Genomic DNA, 19082 nt, shown 5'->3' on the forward strand with positions numbered 1-19082 from the left:
GGCGCTGCCGGACCGCGAACTATTGCCCGGCCCGGGTGCCCGCCTGGCCCGGACGCGGTTGTCGGACTGGCTGACCCGCCAGTGAACCGGCGCACCGCGCGCGTCGGGCCGATCGCTACTTCTTCGGGACGAGGATGCCGGTCAGATCGGCTTCCCGGATCGGGGTGTCCGGATTGCGTTGCGCTTCGCACATCAGGGTGATGGCCGCGATGGAGGCGTCGACGGTGTCCGGCGCCGCCGACGAGGTCACCTTCGTGTCTTATTGGAGATATTTGCGCACGGTGATCCGCTGCTTGGCCTGATCTTGTTGCGTGAATTCGCTGCACGGCGTGCTGCCGCCCTTGTTGACGGCTTCCTTGGCTTGCTCGCAGGCCCCGGTGAGGGGGATGAGCAGCACCGCGGCCAGCACGGTCACGGTGCGAATCGCGTGTCCGGTCATGGGGGACCACATCCTCGCATTCGGTCACCCCTGCTATCGATTGCCCCGTCCGGTGCGGTCGAAACAATCGCCCGGACTCGTCGAAACGAATTGCCCGGCAGCTTGTTTCGGGCCGGAAATGGCGGGTAGGCCCCGGTTGACCCCGCAATCCGACAATCGGAGGATTACCGCGAACCTGCTCATCGGCCCGTCGCCGGCCGCGGTCCTGCGCGCTAGCGCACGGCGTGCCAGGCGACGACGTGCAGGGTGTTCAGCGACGGGTCCGCGGGGTCCGGGACGTTCATCCCCGCCGCGATGCCCGAACGGAGGTACTCGATCACGGCGACGTCGATCAGTTCACCGGGCACGATGACCGGGATGCCGGGCGGGTAGGGGGTGACCTGTTCGGCGGCGATGCGGCCGGGAGCGCGGTCGATCGGAACCGATTCGCGCGGCGCGAAGAAGGCCTCGCGGGGCGGCATGATCGAATCCAGTTGCAGATCACGGGGACTGGGAACGTGGATGCCATGGGGTGCGGGATCGCGCAGCTGGACGCGCCACGCGGTCAAGCCGGCGACGAGGGCGTCGACGGTGTCGGTGCTGTCGGCGACGGACAGGGTCGCGAGGATTCGGCGGTGGTCGCAGTGGCCGAGATCGATGCGCCGGTGTTCGCGCATCCAGTCGGCGATCGCGAAACCGGTTGCGCCGGTGGCGGAGACGTCCATGAGGACCTGGAGGCGATCCAGGTCGTGGGAGGCTTCGACACCGAGCAGTTCGTCCTCCATCACCGAGATGCCCGGGATGGCGTCGAGTTCGCGGCGGGCGTAGTCGGCGGTCTTCAGCGCCGCGCCGAGCAGGTCGTGGCCGTGCTCGACCATCTGCCGCCGCCAGCCGTCCATGGCGGCGTACAGCAGCACGTTGGGGCTGGTCGTCATGAGTAGATCCGCGCATTCGCGCATCCGGTCGCGGTCGACGAGATCGCCCTGGAGGTGGAATACCGACCCCTGTTCGAATCCCGCGCCCATCTTGTGCACGCTGACCAGGCAGATGTCCGCGCCCGCGTCCATGGCCCAGGTGGGCAGGTCCTCGTGGAACGGCAGATGCGCGCCCCACGCCTCGTCGATGATGAGCGGTTTGCCGTGGCTGTGACAAATATCGGCGATCGCGGCGATGTCGGCGCAGGTGCCGTACGGGGTAGGACTGACGATCAGGGCGCCGGCCGCGTCCGGGTGACGCCCCCAGGCGTCACGCACCTGTTCCGGGGACGGCGCGTGCGAGAAGTGTCGGGCCGCATCCCATCTGGGTGACACCCAGTAGGGCCGCACACCGGCGAAGATCAGTCCGGCGACGATCGATTTGTGGCTGTCGCGGCCCAGGATGAGCCCGCCGTCCCCGCCCGCGACCGCCATCATGGCCGCCTTCACCGACAGTGAACTGCCGCAGGTGGAGAAGAACGCGTAGTCGGCGCCGACCGCGTCGGCCATCAGTTCCTCGGCGTCGGTGAGATGGTGGCCGCGGGACAGGCGATCGTCCATGCCGGGTCCGGCGAGGATGTCCGCGCGCAGGGCCGGACCGAGGACCTCGTTCACGCGCGGATCGGCTCCGCGCGACTGCCGGTGGCCGGGTGGGGTGAAGCCGTAGCGGCCCTGCCGCTGATAATCGGCCAGGGCATCGAGTATCGGTGCGGCGGAATGATTCACGACGCCTCCTCGGCGGATGAGCGGTGCGGGGTTGCGTGCGGCCTCAGGTATCGCGGAGCACGGCCAGCAGTGGTGGGGCGGCTTCGGCGAGGAATCGGTCCTGTTGTTCGTCGCCGATCTGGACCAGCGCGATGTCGGTGAAGCCCGCCGCGAGATAGGGGTTCACCGACTCGGCGATGGCGTCGAGGTCGGGGCCGCAGGCGATCTGGTCGGCGACGTCATCGGGCCGGACGAAGCGGGTCGCGGCCGCGAATCCCGCCGGGGTGGGCAGATTGGTGTTGACATCCCAGCCGCCGAGCGACCACCGGAATTGGTCGTGTGCGCGGTGAATCGCCTTGTCGCGGTCGGTGTCCCAGCTGACGGGGACCTGTCCGGTGACTCGTGACGGCGCGGTGTCGAGCTCGGCGACACGGATGCGCTGCCAGGCGTCGACGAGTTCGGGGTCCGGATCGGTGGTGATCATCTCGTCGGCGAGCGGGGCGAAGCGCCGGACGGACCGGGGTCCGGAGACCGCGACCGCGATCGGTATCGGTTGCGCCGGCAGATCCCAGATCCTGGCCGCGTCGACTCGATACCAGCGCCCGCCGCGGCTGATCGTGTCCCCGGTCAGCAGGGCCCGGATGATGTCGATCGCCTCGGCGAGCCGGTCCTGCCGTTCGCCCAGACCGGGCCAGCCCGCACCGATCACGTGCTCGTTGAGGCTTTCACCGCTGCCCAGCCCGAGGGTGAACCGCCCCGCGGCGAGGATTTGCAGGGTCGCGGCTTGTTGCGCGACGACGGCGGGGTGGTAGCGCAGGGTCGGGCAGCAGACGTAGGTCATCAGGGGGATGCGTTCGGTGGCCTGCGCGACCGCCCCCAGCATGGTCCACGCGTGCGGTGCGTGGCCCTGGGACTCGAGCCAGGGCGAGTAATGATCGGAGCTGACCAGGAAGTCGAATCCGGCCTGTTCGGCCGCGACCGCGTAGCGGACGAGCTCGCGTGGGCCGCTCTGCTCGGTCATCAGGGTGTATCCGAACCGGGTCACGGCGGTGTCCTTCCGTTCGGCGTGGATGGATACCGGTCGGCTACCCACTCCCGGCCCGGAATCACCGACACTTCCCGGTGAACCGGACGAGGCCGGGTGCACGGTGCGAGAACCAGGTGCCAGTCATGCGGGATGAACGTCCGCGGTGGCCGGTGATCCGAGCAGCACGAAGTCGGTGTCGGCGCGGCCCTCACCGAAAACCATTGGCCCGATATCGCGGTAATAACCCGCGGCGGCCGGGGTATCGCCCACTCGTGATGTCGAGATCCGAGGAAAGAAGGGCAGGGCACAGTCATGGCCGAACAGGACGTGGTCGATCTCTTGACCGCACAACACGAACAGATCGCCACTTTGCTCGAGCAATTGAAGTCCGAACGGGAGGATCAGGAGGAACTGTTCACCGAATTGGTCCGGCTGCTCGCGGTGCACGAAAGTGCCGAGGAGGAAGTGGTGCATCCGATCGCCAAGCGCGCCAGGTTCGGCGCCGAGGACATCGTCGACGCTCGGCTCGCGGAGGAGAGCCACGCCAAACGCGCGTTGGCGAAGCTCTATGACCTAGGCGTCCATCACCCGAATTTCCAGGCCGAACTCGCTGATTTCGCCGACGCGGTCGCCGATCACGCGGCGCACGAGGAGGCGGAGGAATTCGTGCTGCTGCGGCGTCAGTACTCGGCGAGCCAGCTCCGGCACATGGCCGGATCGGTCCGTGCGGCCGAGGCGGTGGCTCCGACCCGGCCGCATCCACACACGGGATCCTCGGCCGCGGCAAACCTGATCACGGGACCACCGTTGGCGGTGTTCGACCGCGTCCGAGACGCGGTGCGCGACTGGAGAACACAAGGCTAGCCGCCTCGCGTTTGCTGAGCTGTCCTCCCAGTCGGATCGCCCTGCTGATCGTTCACGATGATCGGCCCCGAATTCCGGATCCAGGAGTCGTCGATCGGCAATTCGATGACCTCCACCGCCTCGCCGCACGCCTTCCGGACCTCATCGGCCTGCCCCGGGTTGTGACGGATCATGTCCTGGATCACCCGACCCTCATGTCTAAATATTCAGTCTGGATTCGGCGGATTGTCCACGTTTTGCGAGCAGATTCCCCGGTGAACCTCGGATGACGCGCTATCCAGCCTTAGATGATTGACTATTTAGTCAGCGTTACGATCTGGTTAGCCATGCGATCGCGCGCGCGATCGGGACCCGTGAACGGACCGAACCCAAGGAGTTGTGCGATGCGGCGGCGGCGATTCTTTCGATTGGGCATGGCTGTGGCCGGCGGCATCGTGCTGGCCGCGTGCGACGAGTCCGGCTCGGAGGACACCGGGGGCGCCCCACCCAGTCGTGTTCCGCACGACGACCGCACCTGGCTGATGCCCGATGAGGGCGATCCACACGTTCGGACCTGGATGGCTTTCGGCGCGAGCGAACGCGTGTGGGGTGCGGAGCTGCTCCCCGTGGTCCGCGACAACCTGGCAGCAGTCGCGCGGGCCATCGCGCGTTTCGAACCGGTCTCGATGCTGGTGCGCGCCGAGGAGATGGAACTGGCGCGCGGGCTCATCGGCGGGGCCGATGTCGAGTTGGTCCCCGCCGCGCTGGACGACTTCTGGATGCGCGATACCGGACCGGTGTTCGTCAAGGGCGCGGCCGGGATGGCCGGGGTCGATTTCAACTTCAACGGCTGGGGCGGCAAACAGGAGCATGCCCGGGACGCGAAGGTCGCCGAGATCGTCACGGGCCGGGCGGGGGTCGAAACGCTGCGTACCGGGCTGGTGCTCGAGGGCGGTGGCATCGAGGTCGACGGTCAGGGCGCCGGCATCATCACCGAAAGCTGTGTGCTGAACGGCAATCGGAATCCCGGCTGGAGCAGGGCGGACGTCGAGTCCGAGCTGAAGTACCTGCTCGGACTCGAGAAGATCATTTGGCTGCCCGGGATCAAGGGCAAGGACATCACCGACGGTCACACCGACTTCTATGCCCGCTTCGCCCGCCCGGGTGTGGTGGTGGCGGGATTGGACACCGACCCGGAGTCCTACGACCACGATGTCACCGAGCGCCACCTCGAAATCCTCCGAGGCGCAACGGATGTGCACGGCAACGCGCTCCAGGTGGAGGTGATCGAGGGCCCGGCACAGGTGCGCCCGCAGTACCGCAACCAGAAGGACTTCGCGGCCGGCTACATCAACTTCTATCTCTGCAACGGCGGCGTCATCGCACCGCAATTCGGTGACCCGGACGGTGATTCGGCCGCGAGGGACACCTTGGAGCGACTGTTCCCCGGCCGAGAGGTCGTGCAGCTCGATATCGACGGTATCGCCGCGGGCGGCGGCGGGATCCACTGCACCACCCAGCAGCAACCGGTGGGCTAGCAAACCTCGGCATCAACCCTGGTCGAGGGGCTGACCGCGCGGTGGCTGAGCGGGTCCACGACCATGGAGCGAACTCAGTCGACCGGCAGCGGGCCGTGACGGTCGAGATGGGCGTAGGTGTAGCAGGTGACGGCCAGGCTGACCGCGGTCGCGGTGATGAGCATGGCCCAGCCGGCGACGAGCAGACCGAGCAGTCCGCCCAGCAGCGCGCCGAACGCGAACGACGCGAGCAGGAGGAAGTAGCCGAGCCACTCGGCGCTGGTGCCGCCGCTGAGATGGCGTTCGATGCCCTGACCCAGCTTGACCAGCGTGCCCGTGACATAACTCAGGGGGACCGATACCTCACCGTTCTTGACGAAGGAGGTGTTCAACGCGCCGATGCCGAAGGCGACGAACAAGATGGGGACGAAGTCGATCCGGTCCGGGTCCGTCGTGTCGAAGTTGATGACGTCCGCCAGGGAGGCCGCGCCGAGGCTGAGGGTGGTGAGGATGGTGGGCCCGTGCGGATGACCTGACCAGAATCGCCTGCGGCACAAGGACGCGACGACGACTCCGAGCAGGAACGACACCAGCAACAGGATCGCGGCGACGGCCATGTCGCCCTGCTCGTGGAAGAAGCCGAGAATCGCGCGTTCGGTATTGCCGGTCATGAACGTGACGAAATAGCCTGCGGTATAGGTGAATGCGGCCGCGCCGATCAGACCGGCCATACCGGCGAGCACCCAGGACAATCGGGCCGCGCTGTCGAAATGTCGTCGGACGCTGTGTTCGTCGAGCTTCTTCATGAATCGGACTCCTTCGAGCGCGGGGATCCCGCGTGAAAATGGTTCGTAGGACAGACCTCTCAGCGGCATGACCGCATGCCACGCCGCCTTCGTCGATGTTCTGTTGTGTCAGGGGTGGGTGATCAGCTTCGGCCGAGTTCGGCGACGACCGCGCCGGACAGCAGCTCGCGGGCGCGTTCCAAGGACAGCGATCCGCTGAGCCAACGTTCACTCAAGCCTTCGACCAGCGCCGTCAGGCGTTCTGCCGCCGCGGTGGGGTTGACGTCGCGGATCGTGAGCCCGGCCTCGCGGGCACGCTCGATCAGTGTCGCCGCCTCGTCGACCCATTCCTGTGTCGTGGTGCGCAACTGCTCGCGCAGATCCTCGGAGAAGACGGCGCTGGCGCGCAATTCACCCCAGGCGATGCTGTTGTTACGCACCTCGGGGACGTTCTGAATCTCCAACAGCAGCATGTGCTCGAGCGCGGCGCGTGGATTCGTCTGCGCGAAGGCGTCGTCGGTGTAGCGGGCAGCCTGATCGTTGATGAAGCCCAGCGCGCTGTGCAGCACGCCCGCCCGATCCTTGAAGTGGTAGTAGATCAGCGCGGTGGAGACCCCGGCTTCGGCGGCGAGCTTCTCGATGCGCAGTCCGCGCACGCCGTCCTGGGCGATGACACGGATGGCTGCTTCCAGGATTTGGGTCTGGCGATCGGACACGGAACCTCACTTTACGGATATGCCGAACGATCTGACGGATACGGGCCCGCAGCTGAATGCCGCAGCGTCTAGTACACGGGTTCCTGCTGGGTGGTGCAGTGGATGCCGCCGCCACCGGCGGCGATGCCGTCGATACTGATCTGGGTGATGTAGCGGTCCGGGAACAGGCGTCGCAGCGTCTCGTGGGCCGCTGAATCCGTTCGGGGATCACCGAATTCCGGTGCGATCACCGCGTGGTTGCAGACATAGAAGTTGATGTAGCCGGCCGCGAAGTCCTCACCGGCGAACTGCGGGCGGACCTGTGACGGCCCTTCGATCACCTCGACCTGCAGCGGCCGGCCCGTCGCGTCGGTCGCCGAACGCAGGATTTCGAGATGAGCGCGGGTGACCTCGTAGTCGTAGGAGTCGGGATCGTTGTCCAGTCCCGCCACGACCACGCCGGGACGGGCGAAACGGGCATAGAAGTCGGTGTGCCCGTCGGTGATGTCATAGCCCGCGATGCCGGGGAGCCAGATGATCTTCTCGAGCCCGAGCAGATAGCGCAGCTCGTCCTCGACGTCCTTCTTCTTCCAGCCCGGGTTCCGATTGTTGTTGAGCACACAGCTTTCGGTGATGATGGCGGTGCCGCGGCCGTCGACCTCGAGCGCGCCGCCTTCGAGCACCAATTCGGCGGGCAGTGGCTCCACCGCGGCCGAGCGGGTGACGAAGCCGGCCACCTTGCGATCCTGACGGGCCTTCTGTTTCCCGCCCCAGCCATTGAAGTTGAAGTCGACCGCGGCCGGGTTCTGATCGTCGCGGACGAAGACCGGACCGGTGTCCCGCATCCAGATGTCGTCGAGCGGCGCTTGGACCAACTGAATATTGGCGGCCGTGAACAGCCGGCAGGCCAGGTCGAAGTCCTCGGGGCGGACCACCACCGAGACCGGCTCGAAGCGTGCGATCGTCTGGGCGATCCGAGCCAGATCGTGCTGTACCTGTGGCAGTAGCCGCCTGCCCCACACGTTCTCGCTCGCGCCGAAGGCCATCCAGGTCCGTCAGTGCGGTTCGCCCTCCTCGGGCATGGACCAGCGCCGCCCGTCATCCTCGAAGGCGTCGGGATCTCCCAGTAGGCGGCTCAGCGCGCTGCCCATCTGCGCGAATCGACCCTTGCTCATGTTTTCTCCCTGTGTTCCGGACGCCCCGCACCTCGAACTCTAGAACTGACTGAAAAGTTAGTCAATGATCGGCGCGGGGCGTTCTCGGTCACAGCGTCGGTGGTCTAGTCCACGGGTTCTTGTTGCGTGATGCAGTGGATGCCGCCGCCGGCCCAGGCGATGCCGTCGATGTTCACCTGCACGATCTGCCGATTCGGGAACAGGCGCGCGAGGGTCGCCTTGGCGGCCGAATCCGCTTCACGGTCACCGAATTCCGGTGCGATGACCGCGCCGTTGCAGACATGGAAGTTGATGTAGCCGGGTCGGTGTCCAGCGCGGCCACGACCACACCGGGACGGGCGAAACGGGCATAGAAATCGGTGTGCCCGTCGGTGATGTCCTGGCCGGCGATACCGGGTAGCCAGATGATCTTCTGCCGCCCCATCAGATGCCCGAGCTCGGCCTCGACGTCCGGCTTGCTCCAGCCCGGATTGCGATTGGCATTGAGTACACAGCTTTCGGTGATGATGGCGGTGCCCTGGCCGTCGACCTCGATCCCGCCGCCTTCGAGCACCAGCTGGGTGGACACCGTCTGCGTGCCCGCCCGTCCGCTGACGATCCTCGCCAGGGGACTGCCACCGTAGCTCTGACTAAAAATTCGGTCAATGGCATGGGGGGCGGCCACATCTCAGTCGCGGACCCACTCCGGACGGCCGGTCGCCTCCGGTCGAGTCACGCAGCGCGGCTGCGACTTCGGCGAGGCCGGTCAATGCGAAGTGAATTCGTCGGCGTCATTCGAGCGGGTCGCGTCAGGGGCTGTCCGTGTCGGAATCCGGAATTGCCGGAGCTCCGTCTCCGGTCGACGGGCGGCAAGGGCCGGGCGAGTGCGCAATTGGGACATTCGCGTGAACTGAGGTTTGAATCCGGGCACTTCAGTGACCAGGATGAATGCGTGCCGGTAGCGGTTGACTACGCTGTCCGACAGCGGAATCCGTGTCCTGCCTGAGCCATCCAAACTGAAACATCACTGCGTCAACGGTAGGGTTACGAGCTGGAATCCGAGGGTTATCGGATTCGGATGTTGCTCTATTAGGAGATCGATGAAGTACACAAAGTTCGTGGCTACCGCATTCGTCGCCGCGGCCGCGACCGGCATTGCCGCGGGCACCGGATACGCCGTTCCACTCGACCAGGCTCCGGTGGTGGAGCAGTCCGCGTCGACGCTGCACGGCACCCAGCAGGGTGTCGGCTACGACGTCGTGGTGAGCGACGCGAACGACATCGTCACCAAGGTCACCGGCGGCCAGTTCAGTGTGGACGCCACCGGTCAGATGGTGTTTCTGAAGAACGAGGCCGGTGACGTGGTCACCCAGGTGCCGCTCACCGGCACCCTCGCGGGCAAGCAGTACGGGCTGACCGCGGCCATCGACACCACCGGCACCCAGCTGACGCTGACCTCGGTGTCGGCGCCGCTGGCCACCGCCAAGGACATCGACGCGCAGGGTGATTTCTTCGGCCAGCTGCAGCACGCGGCGCTGGGCGGGATCATCGGCGGCATCCTGGGCGCGTTCCTGTTCGGGATCGGCGCGATCCCGGGCGCGATCATCGGGCTGCTGATCGTGGGCGGGCAGCCACTGATCGACTCCGGGTCGGCCTACTTCAGCGGGCAGCCCTGAAAACGCTGATCCTCGGCGGCACCCGGGAAGCCCGGGAACTCGCCGACATCGCGTCCGGCGAGCGAGGATTCGAGATCGTGTCCTCGCTCGCCGGGCGGGTGCGCGCACCCGTGCTGCCGGTCGGCGAGGTGCGGGTGGGCGGATTCGGGGGTGTCGAGGGGCTGCGGGAGTGGTTGTCCGGCAACGGTATCGAGGCCGTGGTGGACGCCACCCATCCGTTCGCGGGCGGGATCACCGCCAACGCGGCGGCCGCGGCGGCGGCGCTCGGGCTGCCGGTGCTGCATGTGCGGCGGCCCGGCTGGATCGAGCGATGTGGGGACCGGTGGGTGCGCGTGCCGGACCTCGAGCTGGCCGCGGAAGCCGCCGCGGCGCTGGGGAAGCGGGTGTTTCTGACCATCGGCCGCCAGGGTGTGGCCGCCTTCGAGCACTCCGACAGCTGGTTCCTGATCCGGGCGATCGACCCGCCCGAGGGCGCGATGCCCGCGCAGCACGAACTATTGCTCGCCCGTGGGCCTTTCGGTGTCGAGGACGAGATCGCACTGCTCATCGAGCGGCGCATCGACGTCCTGGTGACCAAGGACAGCGGGGGCGCGCTCACCGAGGCCAAGCTGACCGCGGCCCGGGAACTGGGCCTGGCGGTCGTGATGATCGACCGGCCGCCGCTGCCCGCGGGCGCGCGCCAGGTGGAAACCGTTGCGGCCGCGTGGGATTGGCTGCGCGCCCGGCGCGACGAGGCGTAGTGCGATCGGCCGGGCGCGGACCCGGTCAGGACAGGCGGCTGGTGCGGTCCAACAGCTCCGGCAGGCGGTCGAACCATTCCAGGACGGCCCGCTCGTAGCGGATGCCGAAATCCAGCGTGGCCCGCTCGTAGGGCGACATCCGCTGCTCGTCCTGACCGGACAGATAGCCCGAGAGCCGCTGTTCGTGGACGGTGCGGTTGGCGGCGACGATGCGTTCGAGGCGGGCGGCGTCCACGAATTCCCCGAAGGACAGGGTCAGCAGCAGCGGCACCCGGATGGTCTCCGCGCCCGGATCGCGGGCGATCCACTCGGCGAAGGCCTCCCGGCCGTCCTCGGTGATGTGGTACGGCGTGCGGTCGCGGGCGCCCGAAGCGCCCTTCTCGACCAGGCCGAGGCCGTGCATGGTGGCGAGTTCGCGGTACACCTGGCTCTGGGTGATGGTCCAGAAGTCGCCGATGCGGTCCTGGGCCAGCGCCACCAGATCCCACCCGGACATCTCGCCCTGGTGCAGGAATCCGAGTAGGGACGCGGCCGTCGAGTTGAGCGGGCGTCGAGCGTGATCTTCTGGCACCGGCACTCCTTCCACAGCCTACGTTCTACATAGGAATATTACGGGGCTCGGCGCTCAGGCCCCGTATCGACGCGACGTGAACACACGCGGCCCACCGGCCGCCTCGAACACCGTGGTCGTGGACGCGCCGACGATCAGCAGCGTGCGCATGTCCACCTCGGCGGGATCCAGCTCACCCAGCGTCACCACCCGCACCGACTCGGTCGGGCCGCCCACATCGCGGCCGATCACCACCGGCGTCTCCGGCTTGCGATGCTCGAGCACCAGATCCCGCATGGCCGCCACCTGCCAGGTGCGCTGCGACGAGGCCGGGTTGTACACGGCGAACGCCATATCCGCCGAGGCCACCGCCGAAATCCGTTGTGCCACCGTGTCCCACGGCTTGAGCCGGTCCGAGAGCGAGAGCATCGCGAAATCGTGGCCCAGCGGCGCGCCCAGCCGGCTCGCCACCGCGCTCGCGGCGGTCACCCCGGGCAGCACCCGCACCCGCACCTCGCGCCACTGCGGATCCGCCGACTCCTCGATCACCGCCGCGGCCATGGCGAACACGCCCGGATCCCCGGACGACACCACCACGACCTTCGCGCCCTGTTTGGCCATGTCCAAAGCCATTCCGGCGCGCTCGGATTCGACGCGATTGTCACTGGCGTGCCGACATTGACCCGGCCGCACCGGCACCCGGTTCACGTAGGTGGTGTAGCCGACGATGTCGGTCGCCTCGGCCAGGGCCCGCGAGACCTCGGGGGTGGTCCAGCACTCGTCACCGGGGCCGAGCCCGATGACGACGACCTCGCCGACCCGGCCCTCGGGCGCCGCAACCGGATTCGGGGCAGCCAGGGCTGTGCGCGCGTCCGCCGTCGCCGCGGAGGCGGCCACCGTCGTGGCCTCCACACCGGCCGGGACCGCGCCCGCGGTCGATTCGAACGCGGAAGTCTGTTCCGCCGCACCCGGTCCGGGAACCGCCGCCGCGATGTCGTCCTGGCGTGCGGCACTCCCGTTGATGGTCGCGGTGTCCCGGTCCGTGGGGGCCGAGTCGCTCTCCGTCAGGGTGATTCGCGTGGCGGGGGTGGGACCCGGAACCACGGTGATCGCGAAGTACGGGACGCTCGCCTCGTCGACGTCGGCGGCGCGCAGCACGCGCTGCCGGTCGGAGCTGGCGCGCTCGACGTAGTAGGCGTCGTCGAGGCGGCCGGAGTCGGCGAGAGCACGGCGCACGCCGGGATAGGTGCGGCCCAGCTTCATGATCGCGGCGGCGTCGGTCTCGCGCAGGCGGCGGGTCAGCTCCTCGGGCGGCAGCGTGCCCGGCAGCACGGTCAGGACCTGCTTCTCCTCGACCAACGGGGTGCCCAGGGCCGCGGAGGCGGCGCTGACCGAGGTGACGCCGGGGATGATCTCGGTGTCGAAGCGGTCGGCCAGGCGGCGGTGCATGTGCTGGAACGAGCTGTAGAACAGCGGGTCGCCGGCGGCGAGCAGGGCGACCGTGCGGCCCGCGGCCAGGTGCGCGGCCAGGCGGGCGGCGGCGGACTCGTAGAACTCGTCGATCGCGCCCTGATAACCGCCGGGGTGGTCGGTGGTCTCGGTGGTGACCGGGTAGATCAGGTGTTCCTCGAGCTGGCCTTCCCGCATGTAGGGGGCGGCGATGGCGCGCGAGATGCTGCGCCCGTGCCGGGCGCTGTGGAAGGCGATGACATCGGCCTCGCCGATCACCCGGGCGGCCTTCACCGTCACCAGTTCCGGATCGCCGGGTCCGAGCCCGACACCCCAGAGCTTGCTCATTCTTGTTCGCTCGCAATCGCATTGAGGGCGGCGGCGGTGATGGCGCTGCCGCCGCGCCGGCCCCGCACGGTCAGGAATTCGATGCCGCCGCCGTATTCGGCCAGCGCCTGCTTGGATTCCGCGGCCCCGATGAACCCGACCGGGATGCCGAGCACCGCGGCGGGGCGGGGCGCGCCCGCGTCGATCATGTCGAGCAGGTGGAACAGCGCGGTCGGCGCGTTGCCGACGGCCACCACCGCGCCGTCGAGGCGGTCGCTCCAGAGTTCCAGCGCCGCGGCCGATCTGGTGTTGGCCATGCGCGCGGCCAGGTCCGGCACCCGCGGGTCGTCGAGCAGGCACAGCACGTCGTTGTCGGCGGGCAGGCGCTTGCGGGTGACGCCGGAGGCGACCATCTTGGCGTCGCACAGGATCGGTGCGCCCGACCGCAGCGCGGCCCGCGCCTTGGCCACCACATCGGTGCTGAATTCCACCTCGCCCGCCAGATCCACCTGCCCGCAGGCGTGGATCATGCGCACCACCACCTGTGACACGTCCGCCGGGAACCGGGCCAGATCGGCCTCGGCCCGGATGGTCGCGAACGAGCGCCGATAGATATCGGCCCCGTCTTTGAGGTAGCTGGCACGCACGTCGGACATGCGCTCCACCTTATGTTTCGCCGCCGGGGCGGTACTGGGCGGGTAGTGCGCCCGGCCACAGTGGACGGTCCGGACCGGGCGCGGCCGGTGCTTTCGGGCCGGCCGGGGTCAGGTGCGGGGGCGCTCGAGCAGTCGCGACATGACGATATTGCTGCGGGTGCGCCCGACGCGGGCGTTCTCGCGGATGCGCTCGACGGTGGCCTCGATCTCGGCCATGTCGGTGGCCATCACGTGCACCAGCGCGTCGGCCTCACCCGCGATCGTCCACACGCCGACCACCTGGGGGATGGGCTCGAGGCCGCGGCGCAGTTCGGCGGGGGAGATGTTGTCGCGGTAGAAGACCTCGACGTAGGCCTCGGTGCGCCAGCCCAGGGCGGCCGGGTTCACCACGGCGGTGAACCCGGTGATCTGGCCCGCCGCGACCAGCTTGTCGACGCGGCGCTTGACCGCGGGGGCGGACAGGCCGATGACGGCGCCGATGTCCTGGAACGAGGCGCGCGCGTTCTTCAGCAGGTGGGCCAGGATCCGCCGGTCGAGATCGTCCACGGTCTGCTCCCTTCACGGGATGCGCGCACCTCGGGCGCAATGATGCACGCGCATCGTTCAGACGCAACGAATCGCTGCCACAGGCTTGATCAACGCAACGATTCGCTATTCTTGACACAACGGTACGCCACTTACCTTCGTGTCAGAACCGTCCGCGCCGCTTCCGAGGGAGTCCCGTTGACGTCCGTAGCCACGCTGCCCGCCCGCGATCCCGCCGCCCGCCGGCCCGTGCCCCGCCGCTACCTCATGTGCCGCCCCGAACACTTCGACGTCACCTACGCCATCAATCCGTGGATGGACACCACCGACCCCGTGGACCGGGCCCTCGCCCTGGCCCAGTGGGACGCGCTGCGCATCGCCTACCAGGCACACGGGCATCGGGTCGACGTCATCGAGCCGGTCGCGGGACTGCCCGACATGGTGTTCGCCGCCAATGGGGGACTGGCCATCGGGGAGCGGGCGCTCTCGGCCCGCTTCGCCAATCCCGAACGCGCGCAGGAAGGTCCGGCCTATCACGAGTGGATGGCCGCCCAGTGCTTCACGACCGTGGCCCGCGCCGGCGAAACCAATGAGGGCGAAGGCGATTTCGCCATCGCGCCCGACCGCATCCTCGCCGGGACCGGGTTCCGCAGCGCTCGCGGCGCGCATCAGGAAGTAGCGGACTACTTCGGATTGCCGGTCGTCTCACTGGATCTGGTGGATCCGCGCTTCTATCACCTCGACACCGCGCTCATGGTGCTCGACGACACCATCGCCTACTACCCGGCCGCCTTCAGCGGCCCCAGTGCGCGACTGCTCGCGCGCCTGTACCCGGACGCGATCATCGCCACCGAGGCCGACGCGAATGTGCTGGGCCTCAACGGGGTCTGCGACGGCTACCACGTCTTCCTCACCGACCAGGCCGTCGACCTGGCCGCGCAACTGCGGGCGCGCGGCTACCAACCGGTCGGGATCGACCTGTCCGAGCTGCTCAAGTCCGGCGGCAGCGTCAAATGCTGCACCATGGAGTGGCACTCGGTCAGAACGGCAGCCGCGTCCGGAACGGACTGACCTGCGGATCGTGCAGGGGATGGGCCAGGATCAGGAAGCGCAGCAGCATGATCGCGCCGCTGATCTGCAATGCCGCCAGCGGGATCTCACCGATGAGCGCCGTGCCCAGCGACAGCCAGAAATCCCCGGCGTCCGCGGTGACGATATCGAACCAGGCGTCCACCACCAGCAGGACGCCGGTGCCGAAGGCCGGGAGCAGCAACACCACGCGCCGCTTCCAGCCCAGGAAGGCGGTGGTCGCCATCATCAGCACGAGCACGATGTCGAACCCGATCCAGGCCAGCGACCAGTTGCGGGCGTGATACTCCGTCGGCAGCGAGAACCCCAGGTACACGATCCAGGGAATCAGGCCCAGGCAGCCGCCGACCATGAGCGCCAGCCGCACTCGCCGATGCAGCCGCACCAACTCCGGGCGCGGGAGCACCCGCTCGGGCGGCGGCTGCAGCCGCCGGATCAGTTCGCGACGCTCCTCATCGGACATCGCCAGGATCTCCTGATCGCTGAGCTTCGCGATGGTCATGGCCGCCTCCAGCATCCGATGGTCGTCGCAGCGCGCGGATAACCCACTGTGCACCAGCTACCGCGCCGCGTGCACCTCGCATCCCTCGCGGACCGGCCGGGCGCTTCCGCGTGCCGGTCACCGCGGGAATCGAGTAGTCCGGTACCCGTGCCTCCGAGCCCGGCGTCGATCACGATTCGACCATGTCCGACAACATGTACGGCGGCGCGTCGGTGCAGGTCTACCCGAAAGATGCCACGTTGACCTACCCCCACGCGTGCGTGAACGGCTTCCTCGACTACGTCGCGAAGTTCAACGGCATCAACTTCCACGCCAAGGACGACGACGTCCGCGAATGGCGCTACGACCAGGAGTACGACAACTGGCAGGACAGCCTCGGCATGGACTCGGTGCGGGTGTTCTACCACTACGCGCACAGCACCACCATGAGCAACGGCGTGTACCTGACCTCGATGGGCCGTACCTGGGACAACACCATCTACGCCGAATCCGACCGGATGGGCTTCGGCGACCAGCGCCTGCGCTACCTGTTCCTGCACGGCTGCGAATCCCTGCGCACCAACTTCGGGCACAGCCCCTACCGCACCTGGCACACGCCGAACCGGGGCGCGCGGATGCTGTTCGGCTTCGACAGCCTCACCTTCGACACCGATCAGCAGGGGACGCGGTTCTTCAAGGAGTGGAACACCGGCAAATCGTTCAGCCAGGCCTGGCAGGACGCGGCGCTGTCGATCTTCCACAACAACCACCGGGTGTCCTCGGCGGCGTGCGGCGCCACCGACCGCGAGGCCCAGGACCGGCTGTGGAACGAGCGGCTGTTCTACGGCGGCGCGGTCTCCGACGACTGGTACTGGTGGCGCTGGGCCGGCCAATTCCCGCTCGAGGTCGACCTGGGCATTCCCCTTCCGCGCCAACCGATGTCACTGCGCCTGGCCCGCCGCACCGCCGATCCGGATACGGCGGCCGCCCTGGGTGACCGGCACGGACTGCGCGGCCTGCTCGCCGAGCCCGCGTCCCCGGTCACCGAGGAGTCTTGCGCCCGATCCGAATTCGAACCCCGGCTGGTCATGCATCCCGACGGCGGCTACCAAGCGTTCTATGCCGAGCCGGACCGCACCGCCAACGGCCGTACGCCGGAAGAGATTCGCGAGATCGGCGACCGGGCACTGCGTGATCTCGACCTCGGCCACGATCTGGCACTGGCCGGAATGTCGGCCACCTTCCACGCGGGCGCGAGCCGCGACGGCGACACCGTCGCGGCCGCGGTGGCCGACTACACCCTGCACTATCGCCAGGTCTACGACGACGTCCCCGCTGTCGCGGGCGGGGACGGCCAGCTCGCCATGACCCTCGACCCGGCCGGCCGGGTCTGCTCGATCTCCGACACCACCGTCCCGGTCCTGGGCGCCGAGAAGGCCCACCCGCCCACCACGGACGACGCCGACGCCTGCACGGCACTGGCCGAGGCGACCGCCGCTCGCGCCGAATGCCTCGGCGGCCGTGCCCGTCTCGCCGTCGTCCCCGACTCCCGCGAGATCGGCTACCGCTTCGACCGCGACGACGCGGCCTTGGTCGCCCGCCACACGATCGAGATCACCGGAGGCCGCTTCCGAATCCGCGACATCGTCGAGGTCACCGTCTGAGGGTGCGCCGCACCGCCGCGTGCGCGAAGCGTCACCGGGTGCGAACGCAGCCTGCCCGGCTCGTGTGGCCGCCCCGCAGGCCAGGCTGGACGTGCCGGGATGGCGGGCCCGACCGTACGGTGCTCGCGCGGGTGCGGCTAGTCGGCGGGGATGATGCGGTAGCCGTCGGTGGTGGCGATGACGTCGGTGACCGCGCCCTTCGGGCGGCCGCAGTGGCGGTCGCAGCCGGACCAGTGCTGGCGGCCGGCGGCCACCACGTCGGCGGCGTCGAGACCTTCGCGGGCGAATCCCGGTGCGCCCGTGGGCAGGACGCGGCCGGAGTCGACGGCCTCGGCGACGTCGGCGCGGACGTCGGTGTGGGACTTGGCGCAGCCGGGCCTGCCCGCGCAGGCGCTGACCTGGAGCCACGGGGAGGCGGCGTCGAAGATCAGGCCCATCGGGGCCAGCACCCGGACCACCTGTTCGGCGGGCCATTCCTCCAGGTCGGCGAGGATCAGGCTGCGCCACGGGGTCACCACGATCGGGCATTCGACGGCGGCGAGGAACTCCGCGGTACGGGCGGGCAGCGAACCGAGGCGCACGCCCGCGCCGAGCGCGACCCGGTCATCGGACTGGGTCATCCAGCCGATCGGAATGTCCTGGGGCCCAGGCGGTTCCAGAAGGTCGGTGGAGGAGTCGAGGGCGGGGTGGTCGGCGCGGAGACGGTCGGTGACCCGGGCCGCGCCGTCGGGGATCTCGTGCAGGCGCCAGTGGCCGTCGCGCAGGGCGAGGAAGCCGTCCGCGGCGGCGAGCATGAGGTCGACCGCGGCGTCGGCGGGCAGGCGCAGGCCGGAGTCCTTGCCCGCCAACAGGAGTGCGTAGGTGTGCTCGCCGAGCGCGTGCACGCCGATATCGCCGCCCAGGCCGCTGACGTCGCCGCGGCCGTCGTCGAGGGTGAACAGGACCCGGCCGGGCAGCTCCGCGTACCGCGGCTGAGCGCGCAGTCCCGCGTCGAGCGCCGGAACCAGCGGCCGCGCATCGGTCCAGCCGCCGACGCGTCCCGAGAGCGGCGAGGCGATGATGTTGCGCACCCGCTCATGGGTGGCGCTGGGCAGCAGGCCGGCCTCGGTGAGCCGTTCGGTGAGCGCGGCCGCGTCGCGGACCTGCCGGAACTGGATGTTCCCGCGTGAGGTGAGCTCGATGTTCCCGTCGCCGAGATCGGCGGCCGCGGCGGCGAGGGCCTGGAGCTGGGTGGGGGAGAGGAGTCCGCCGGGCACCCGGATACGGGCGAGGGGACCGTCGGCTGCTTCGTGCAGGCGCAGCACGCCCGGGCAGGAGTCGGGATCGGTTCGCGTCATGACGCCTCCCAGCGTACGGAGGATGCCGAGGCCCGGCACGGGCCGCCCGGGGTCATGTTCACCATCATGCCTATCTGCATTTGGCGATATTGCAATCTAACTATGTGTTGCGGACGTGTTGGGAAGCGAAGACAAAAAGGACTCCGGGACGGGGGAGTCCCGGAGTCCGGTTGCCGGATCGGTCGATTCGCCGGGCGGTTCAGCCCGCGCGGTGCGGTTCGATGGCCGCCGGCGCGCCGCGGCGGCGGGCGAAGGCGGGCGTGGTCTCCCAGGTGTCGTTGAGCAGGCTGGGGATGTTGTGGTGGTCGGCGTGGTCGCGGTGCACGGTGGTGCTCATGACCGTGAGGCCGAACAGGATGGTCGACGCGCAGATGACTCCGGCGACGAGCGCCCACTGCGAGTGACCGGAGCCGGCGGCCGTGAGAGCCATGGCCAGCGTTGCGAAGGCAACCAGTACGCAAAAGTATCCC

At 68.7% G+C, this 19082-nt stretch carries 20 protein-coding genes and 2 pseudogenes; 6 read left to right on the forward strand and 16 right to left on the reverse strand.

All coding sequences use genetic code 11. The features are described 5' to 3' along the window. Positions 1 to 115: 115 nt before the first annotated feature. The 5 genes from ACWELJ_RS18900 to ACWELJ_RS18920 form a co-directional block, all read right to left on the reverse strand. Complete coding sequence (locus tag ACWELJ_RS18900) at positions 116 to 250, reverse strand: hypothetical protein (protein ID WP_452367430.1); 135 nt, start codon at positions 248 to 250, stop codon at positions 116 to 118. A gap of 9 nt (positions 251 to 259) precedes the next feature. Further along, positions 260 to 439, reverse strand: coding sequence for a hypothetical protein (locus ACWELJ_RS18905; protein WP_452367431.1), 180 nt, complete (start codon positions 437 to 439; stop codon positions 260 to 262). Positions 440 to 651: 212 nt separating this feature from the next. Then, positions 652 to 2118 (reverse strand): aminotransferase class I/II-fold pyridoxal phosphate-dependent enzyme, encoded by a 1467-nt coding sequence (locus ACWELJ_RS18910; RefSeq protein WP_452367432.1) that lies wholly within the window; start codon positions 2116 to 2118, stop codon positions 652 to 654. Positions 2119 to 2161: 43 nt separating this feature from the next. After that, positions 2162 to 3142, reverse strand: a complete 981-nt coding sequence (locus ACWELJ_RS18915) for a TIGR03557 family F420-dependent LLM class oxidoreductase (RefSeq protein ID WP_452367433.1) — start codon at positions 3140 to 3142, stop codon at positions 2162 to 2164. 123 nt (positions 3143 to 3265) lie between these two features. Further along, positions 3266 to 3598, reverse strand: a complete 333-nt coding sequence (locus ACWELJ_RS18920) for a hypothetical protein (RefSeq protein ID WP_452367463.1) — start codon at positions 3596 to 3598, stop codon at positions 3266 to 3268. Here ACWELJ_RS18920 and ACWELJ_RS18925 point away from each other — a divergent pair. Together ACWELJ_RS18925 and ACWELJ_RS18930 are read left to right on the forward strand one after the other, a co-directional pair. After that, positions 3506 to 3988: a hemerythrin domain-containing protein gene (locus ACWELJ_RS18925; RefSeq protein WP_452367459.1), complete on the forward strand. Its 483-nt coding sequence runs from the start codon at positions 3506 to 3508 to the stop codon at positions 3986 to 3988. The genes ACWELJ_RS18920 and ACWELJ_RS18925 overlap by 93 nt on opposite strands. Positions 3989 to 4371: 383 nt before the next feature. Then, positions 4372 to 5505, forward strand: a complete 1134-nt coding sequence (locus ACWELJ_RS18930) for an agmatine deiminase family protein (RefSeq protein WP_452367434.1) — start codon at positions 4372 to 4374, stop codon at positions 5503 to 5505. 74 nt (positions 5506 to 5579) lie between these two features. On the opposite strand, the gene ACWELJ_RS18935 is transcribed toward ACWELJ_RS18930, so the two are convergent. From ACWELJ_RS18935 to ACWELJ_RS18950, 4 genes and pseudogenes are all read right to left on the reverse strand, one after another. Further along, on the reverse strand, positions 5580 to 6290 hold the full coding sequence (locus tag ACWELJ_RS18935) for a YoaK family protein (RefSeq protein WP_452367435.1): 711 nt from the start codon (positions 6288 to 6290) through the stop codon (positions 5580 to 5582). A gap of 122 nt (positions 6291 to 6412) precedes the next feature. After that, positions 6413 to 6985, reverse strand: a complete 573-nt coding sequence (locus ACWELJ_RS18940; protein ID WP_452367436.1) for a TetR/AcrR family transcriptional regulator — start codon at positions 6983 to 6985, stop codon at positions 6413 to 6415. Between the two features lie 68 nt (positions 6986 to 7053). Further along, a pseudogene (locus tag ACWELJ_RS18945) lies at positions 7054 to 8139 on the reverse strand (agmatine deiminase family protein). A gap of 104 nt (positions 8140 to 8243) precedes the next feature. Beyond that, positions 8244 to 8803: pseudogene (locus ACWELJ_RS18950) on the reverse strand (agmatine deiminase family protein). A 433-nt stretch (positions 8804 to 9236) separates the two neighbouring features. Between ACWELJ_RS18950 and ACWELJ_RS18955 the strand changes: the two are divergent. Both ACWELJ_RS18955 and ACWELJ_RS18960 read left to right on the forward strand, forming a co-directional pair. Next, positions 9237 to 9794 (forward strand): hypothetical protein, encoded by a 558-nt coding sequence (locus tag ACWELJ_RS18955; RefSeq protein WP_452367437.1) that lies wholly within the window; start codon positions 9237 to 9239, stop codon positions 9792 to 9794. Further along, the gene (locus ACWELJ_RS18960) at positions 9791 to 10534 is read left to right on the forward strand and encodes a cobalt-precorrin-6A reductase (RefSeq protein ID WP_452367460.1); all 744 of its coding nucleotides are present in this window, start codon (positions 9791 to 9793) and stop codon (positions 10532 to 10534) included. Before ACWELJ_RS18955 ends, ACWELJ_RS18960 begins: the two co-directional genes overlap by 4 nt. A 25-nt stretch (positions 10535 to 10559) precedes the next feature. Here ACWELJ_RS18960 and ACWELJ_RS18965 read toward each other — a convergent pair whose 3' ends face one another. The 4 genes from ACWELJ_RS18965 to ACWELJ_RS18980 all read right to left on the reverse strand — a co-directional run bounded on the left by ACWELJ_RS18965 (position 10560) and on the right by ACWELJ_RS18980 (position 14062). After that, positions 10560 to 11105: a PadR family transcriptional regulator gene (locus ACWELJ_RS18965; protein WP_452367438.1), complete on the reverse strand. Its 546-nt coding sequence runs from the start codon at positions 11103 to 11105 to the stop codon at positions 10560 to 10562. A gap of 54 nt (positions 11106 to 11159) precedes the next feature. Further along, positions 11160 to 12881 (reverse strand): precorrin-3B C(17)-methyltransferase, encoded by a 1722-nt coding sequence (cobJ, locus tag ACWELJ_RS18970; RefSeq protein ID WP_452367439.1) that lies wholly within the window; start codon positions 12879 to 12881, stop codon positions 11160 to 11162. Next, positions 12878 to 13516, reverse strand: a complete 639-nt coding sequence (locus ACWELJ_RS18975) for a precorrin-8X methylmutase (protein ID WP_452367440.1) — start codon at positions 13514 to 13516, stop codon at positions 12878 to 12880. The genes cobJ and ACWELJ_RS18975 overlap by 4 nt, the downstream gene beginning before the upstream one ends. Before the next feature lie 108 nt (positions 13517 to 13624). Further along, on the reverse strand, positions 13625 to 14062 hold the full coding sequence (locus ACWELJ_RS18980) for an Lrp/AsnC family transcriptional regulator (protein WP_379274236.1): 438 nt from the start codon (positions 14060 to 14062) through the stop codon (positions 13625 to 13627). 177 nt (positions 14063 to 14239) lie between these two features. Between ACWELJ_RS18980 and ddaH the strand changes: the two genes are divergently transcribed. Continuing rightward, complete coding sequence (gene ddaH, locus ACWELJ_RS18985) at positions 14240 to 15112, forward strand: dimethylargininase (RefSeq protein ID WP_452367441.1); 873 nt, start codon at positions 14240 to 14242, stop codon at positions 15110 to 15112. On the opposite strand, the gene ACWELJ_RS18990 is transcribed toward ddaH, so the two are convergent. Continuing rightward, positions 15081 to 15632 carry a hypothetical protein gene (locus ACWELJ_RS18990; protein ID WP_452367442.1) on the reverse strand — a complete coding sequence of 184 codons (552 nt, stop codon included), beginning with the start codon at positions 15630 to 15632 and terminating at the stop codon, positions 15081 to 15083. The genes ddaH and ACWELJ_RS18990 overlap by 32 nt on opposite strands. Before the next feature lie 182 nt (positions 15633 to 15814). Between ACWELJ_RS18990 and ACWELJ_RS18995 the strand changes: the two genes are divergently transcribed. Continuing rightward, positions 15815 to 17275, forward strand: a complete 1461-nt coding sequence (locus tag ACWELJ_RS18995; RefSeq protein ID WP_452367443.1) for a DUF6345 domain-containing protein — start codon at positions 15815 to 15817, stop codon at positions 17273 to 17275. A 137-nt stretch (positions 17276 to 17412) separates the two neighbouring features. Here the strand turns inward: ACWELJ_RS18995 and cobG are convergent, their stop codons facing one another. Next, positions 17413 to 18612 (reverse strand): precorrin-3B synthase, encoded by a 1200-nt coding sequence (cobG, locus tag ACWELJ_RS19000; RefSeq protein WP_452367444.1) that lies wholly within the window; start codon positions 18610 to 18612, stop codon positions 17413 to 17415. A gap of 199 nt (positions 18613 to 18811) precedes the next feature. Continuing rightward, entirely contained in the window at positions 18812 to 19042 is a 231-nt protein-coding gene (locus ACWELJ_RS19005; RefSeq protein ID WP_452367445.1) for a hypothetical protein, read from the reverse strand. Positions 19043 to 19082: the final 40 nt, after the last annotated feature.

The organism is Nocardia sp. NPDC004582, assembly GCF_053602115.1.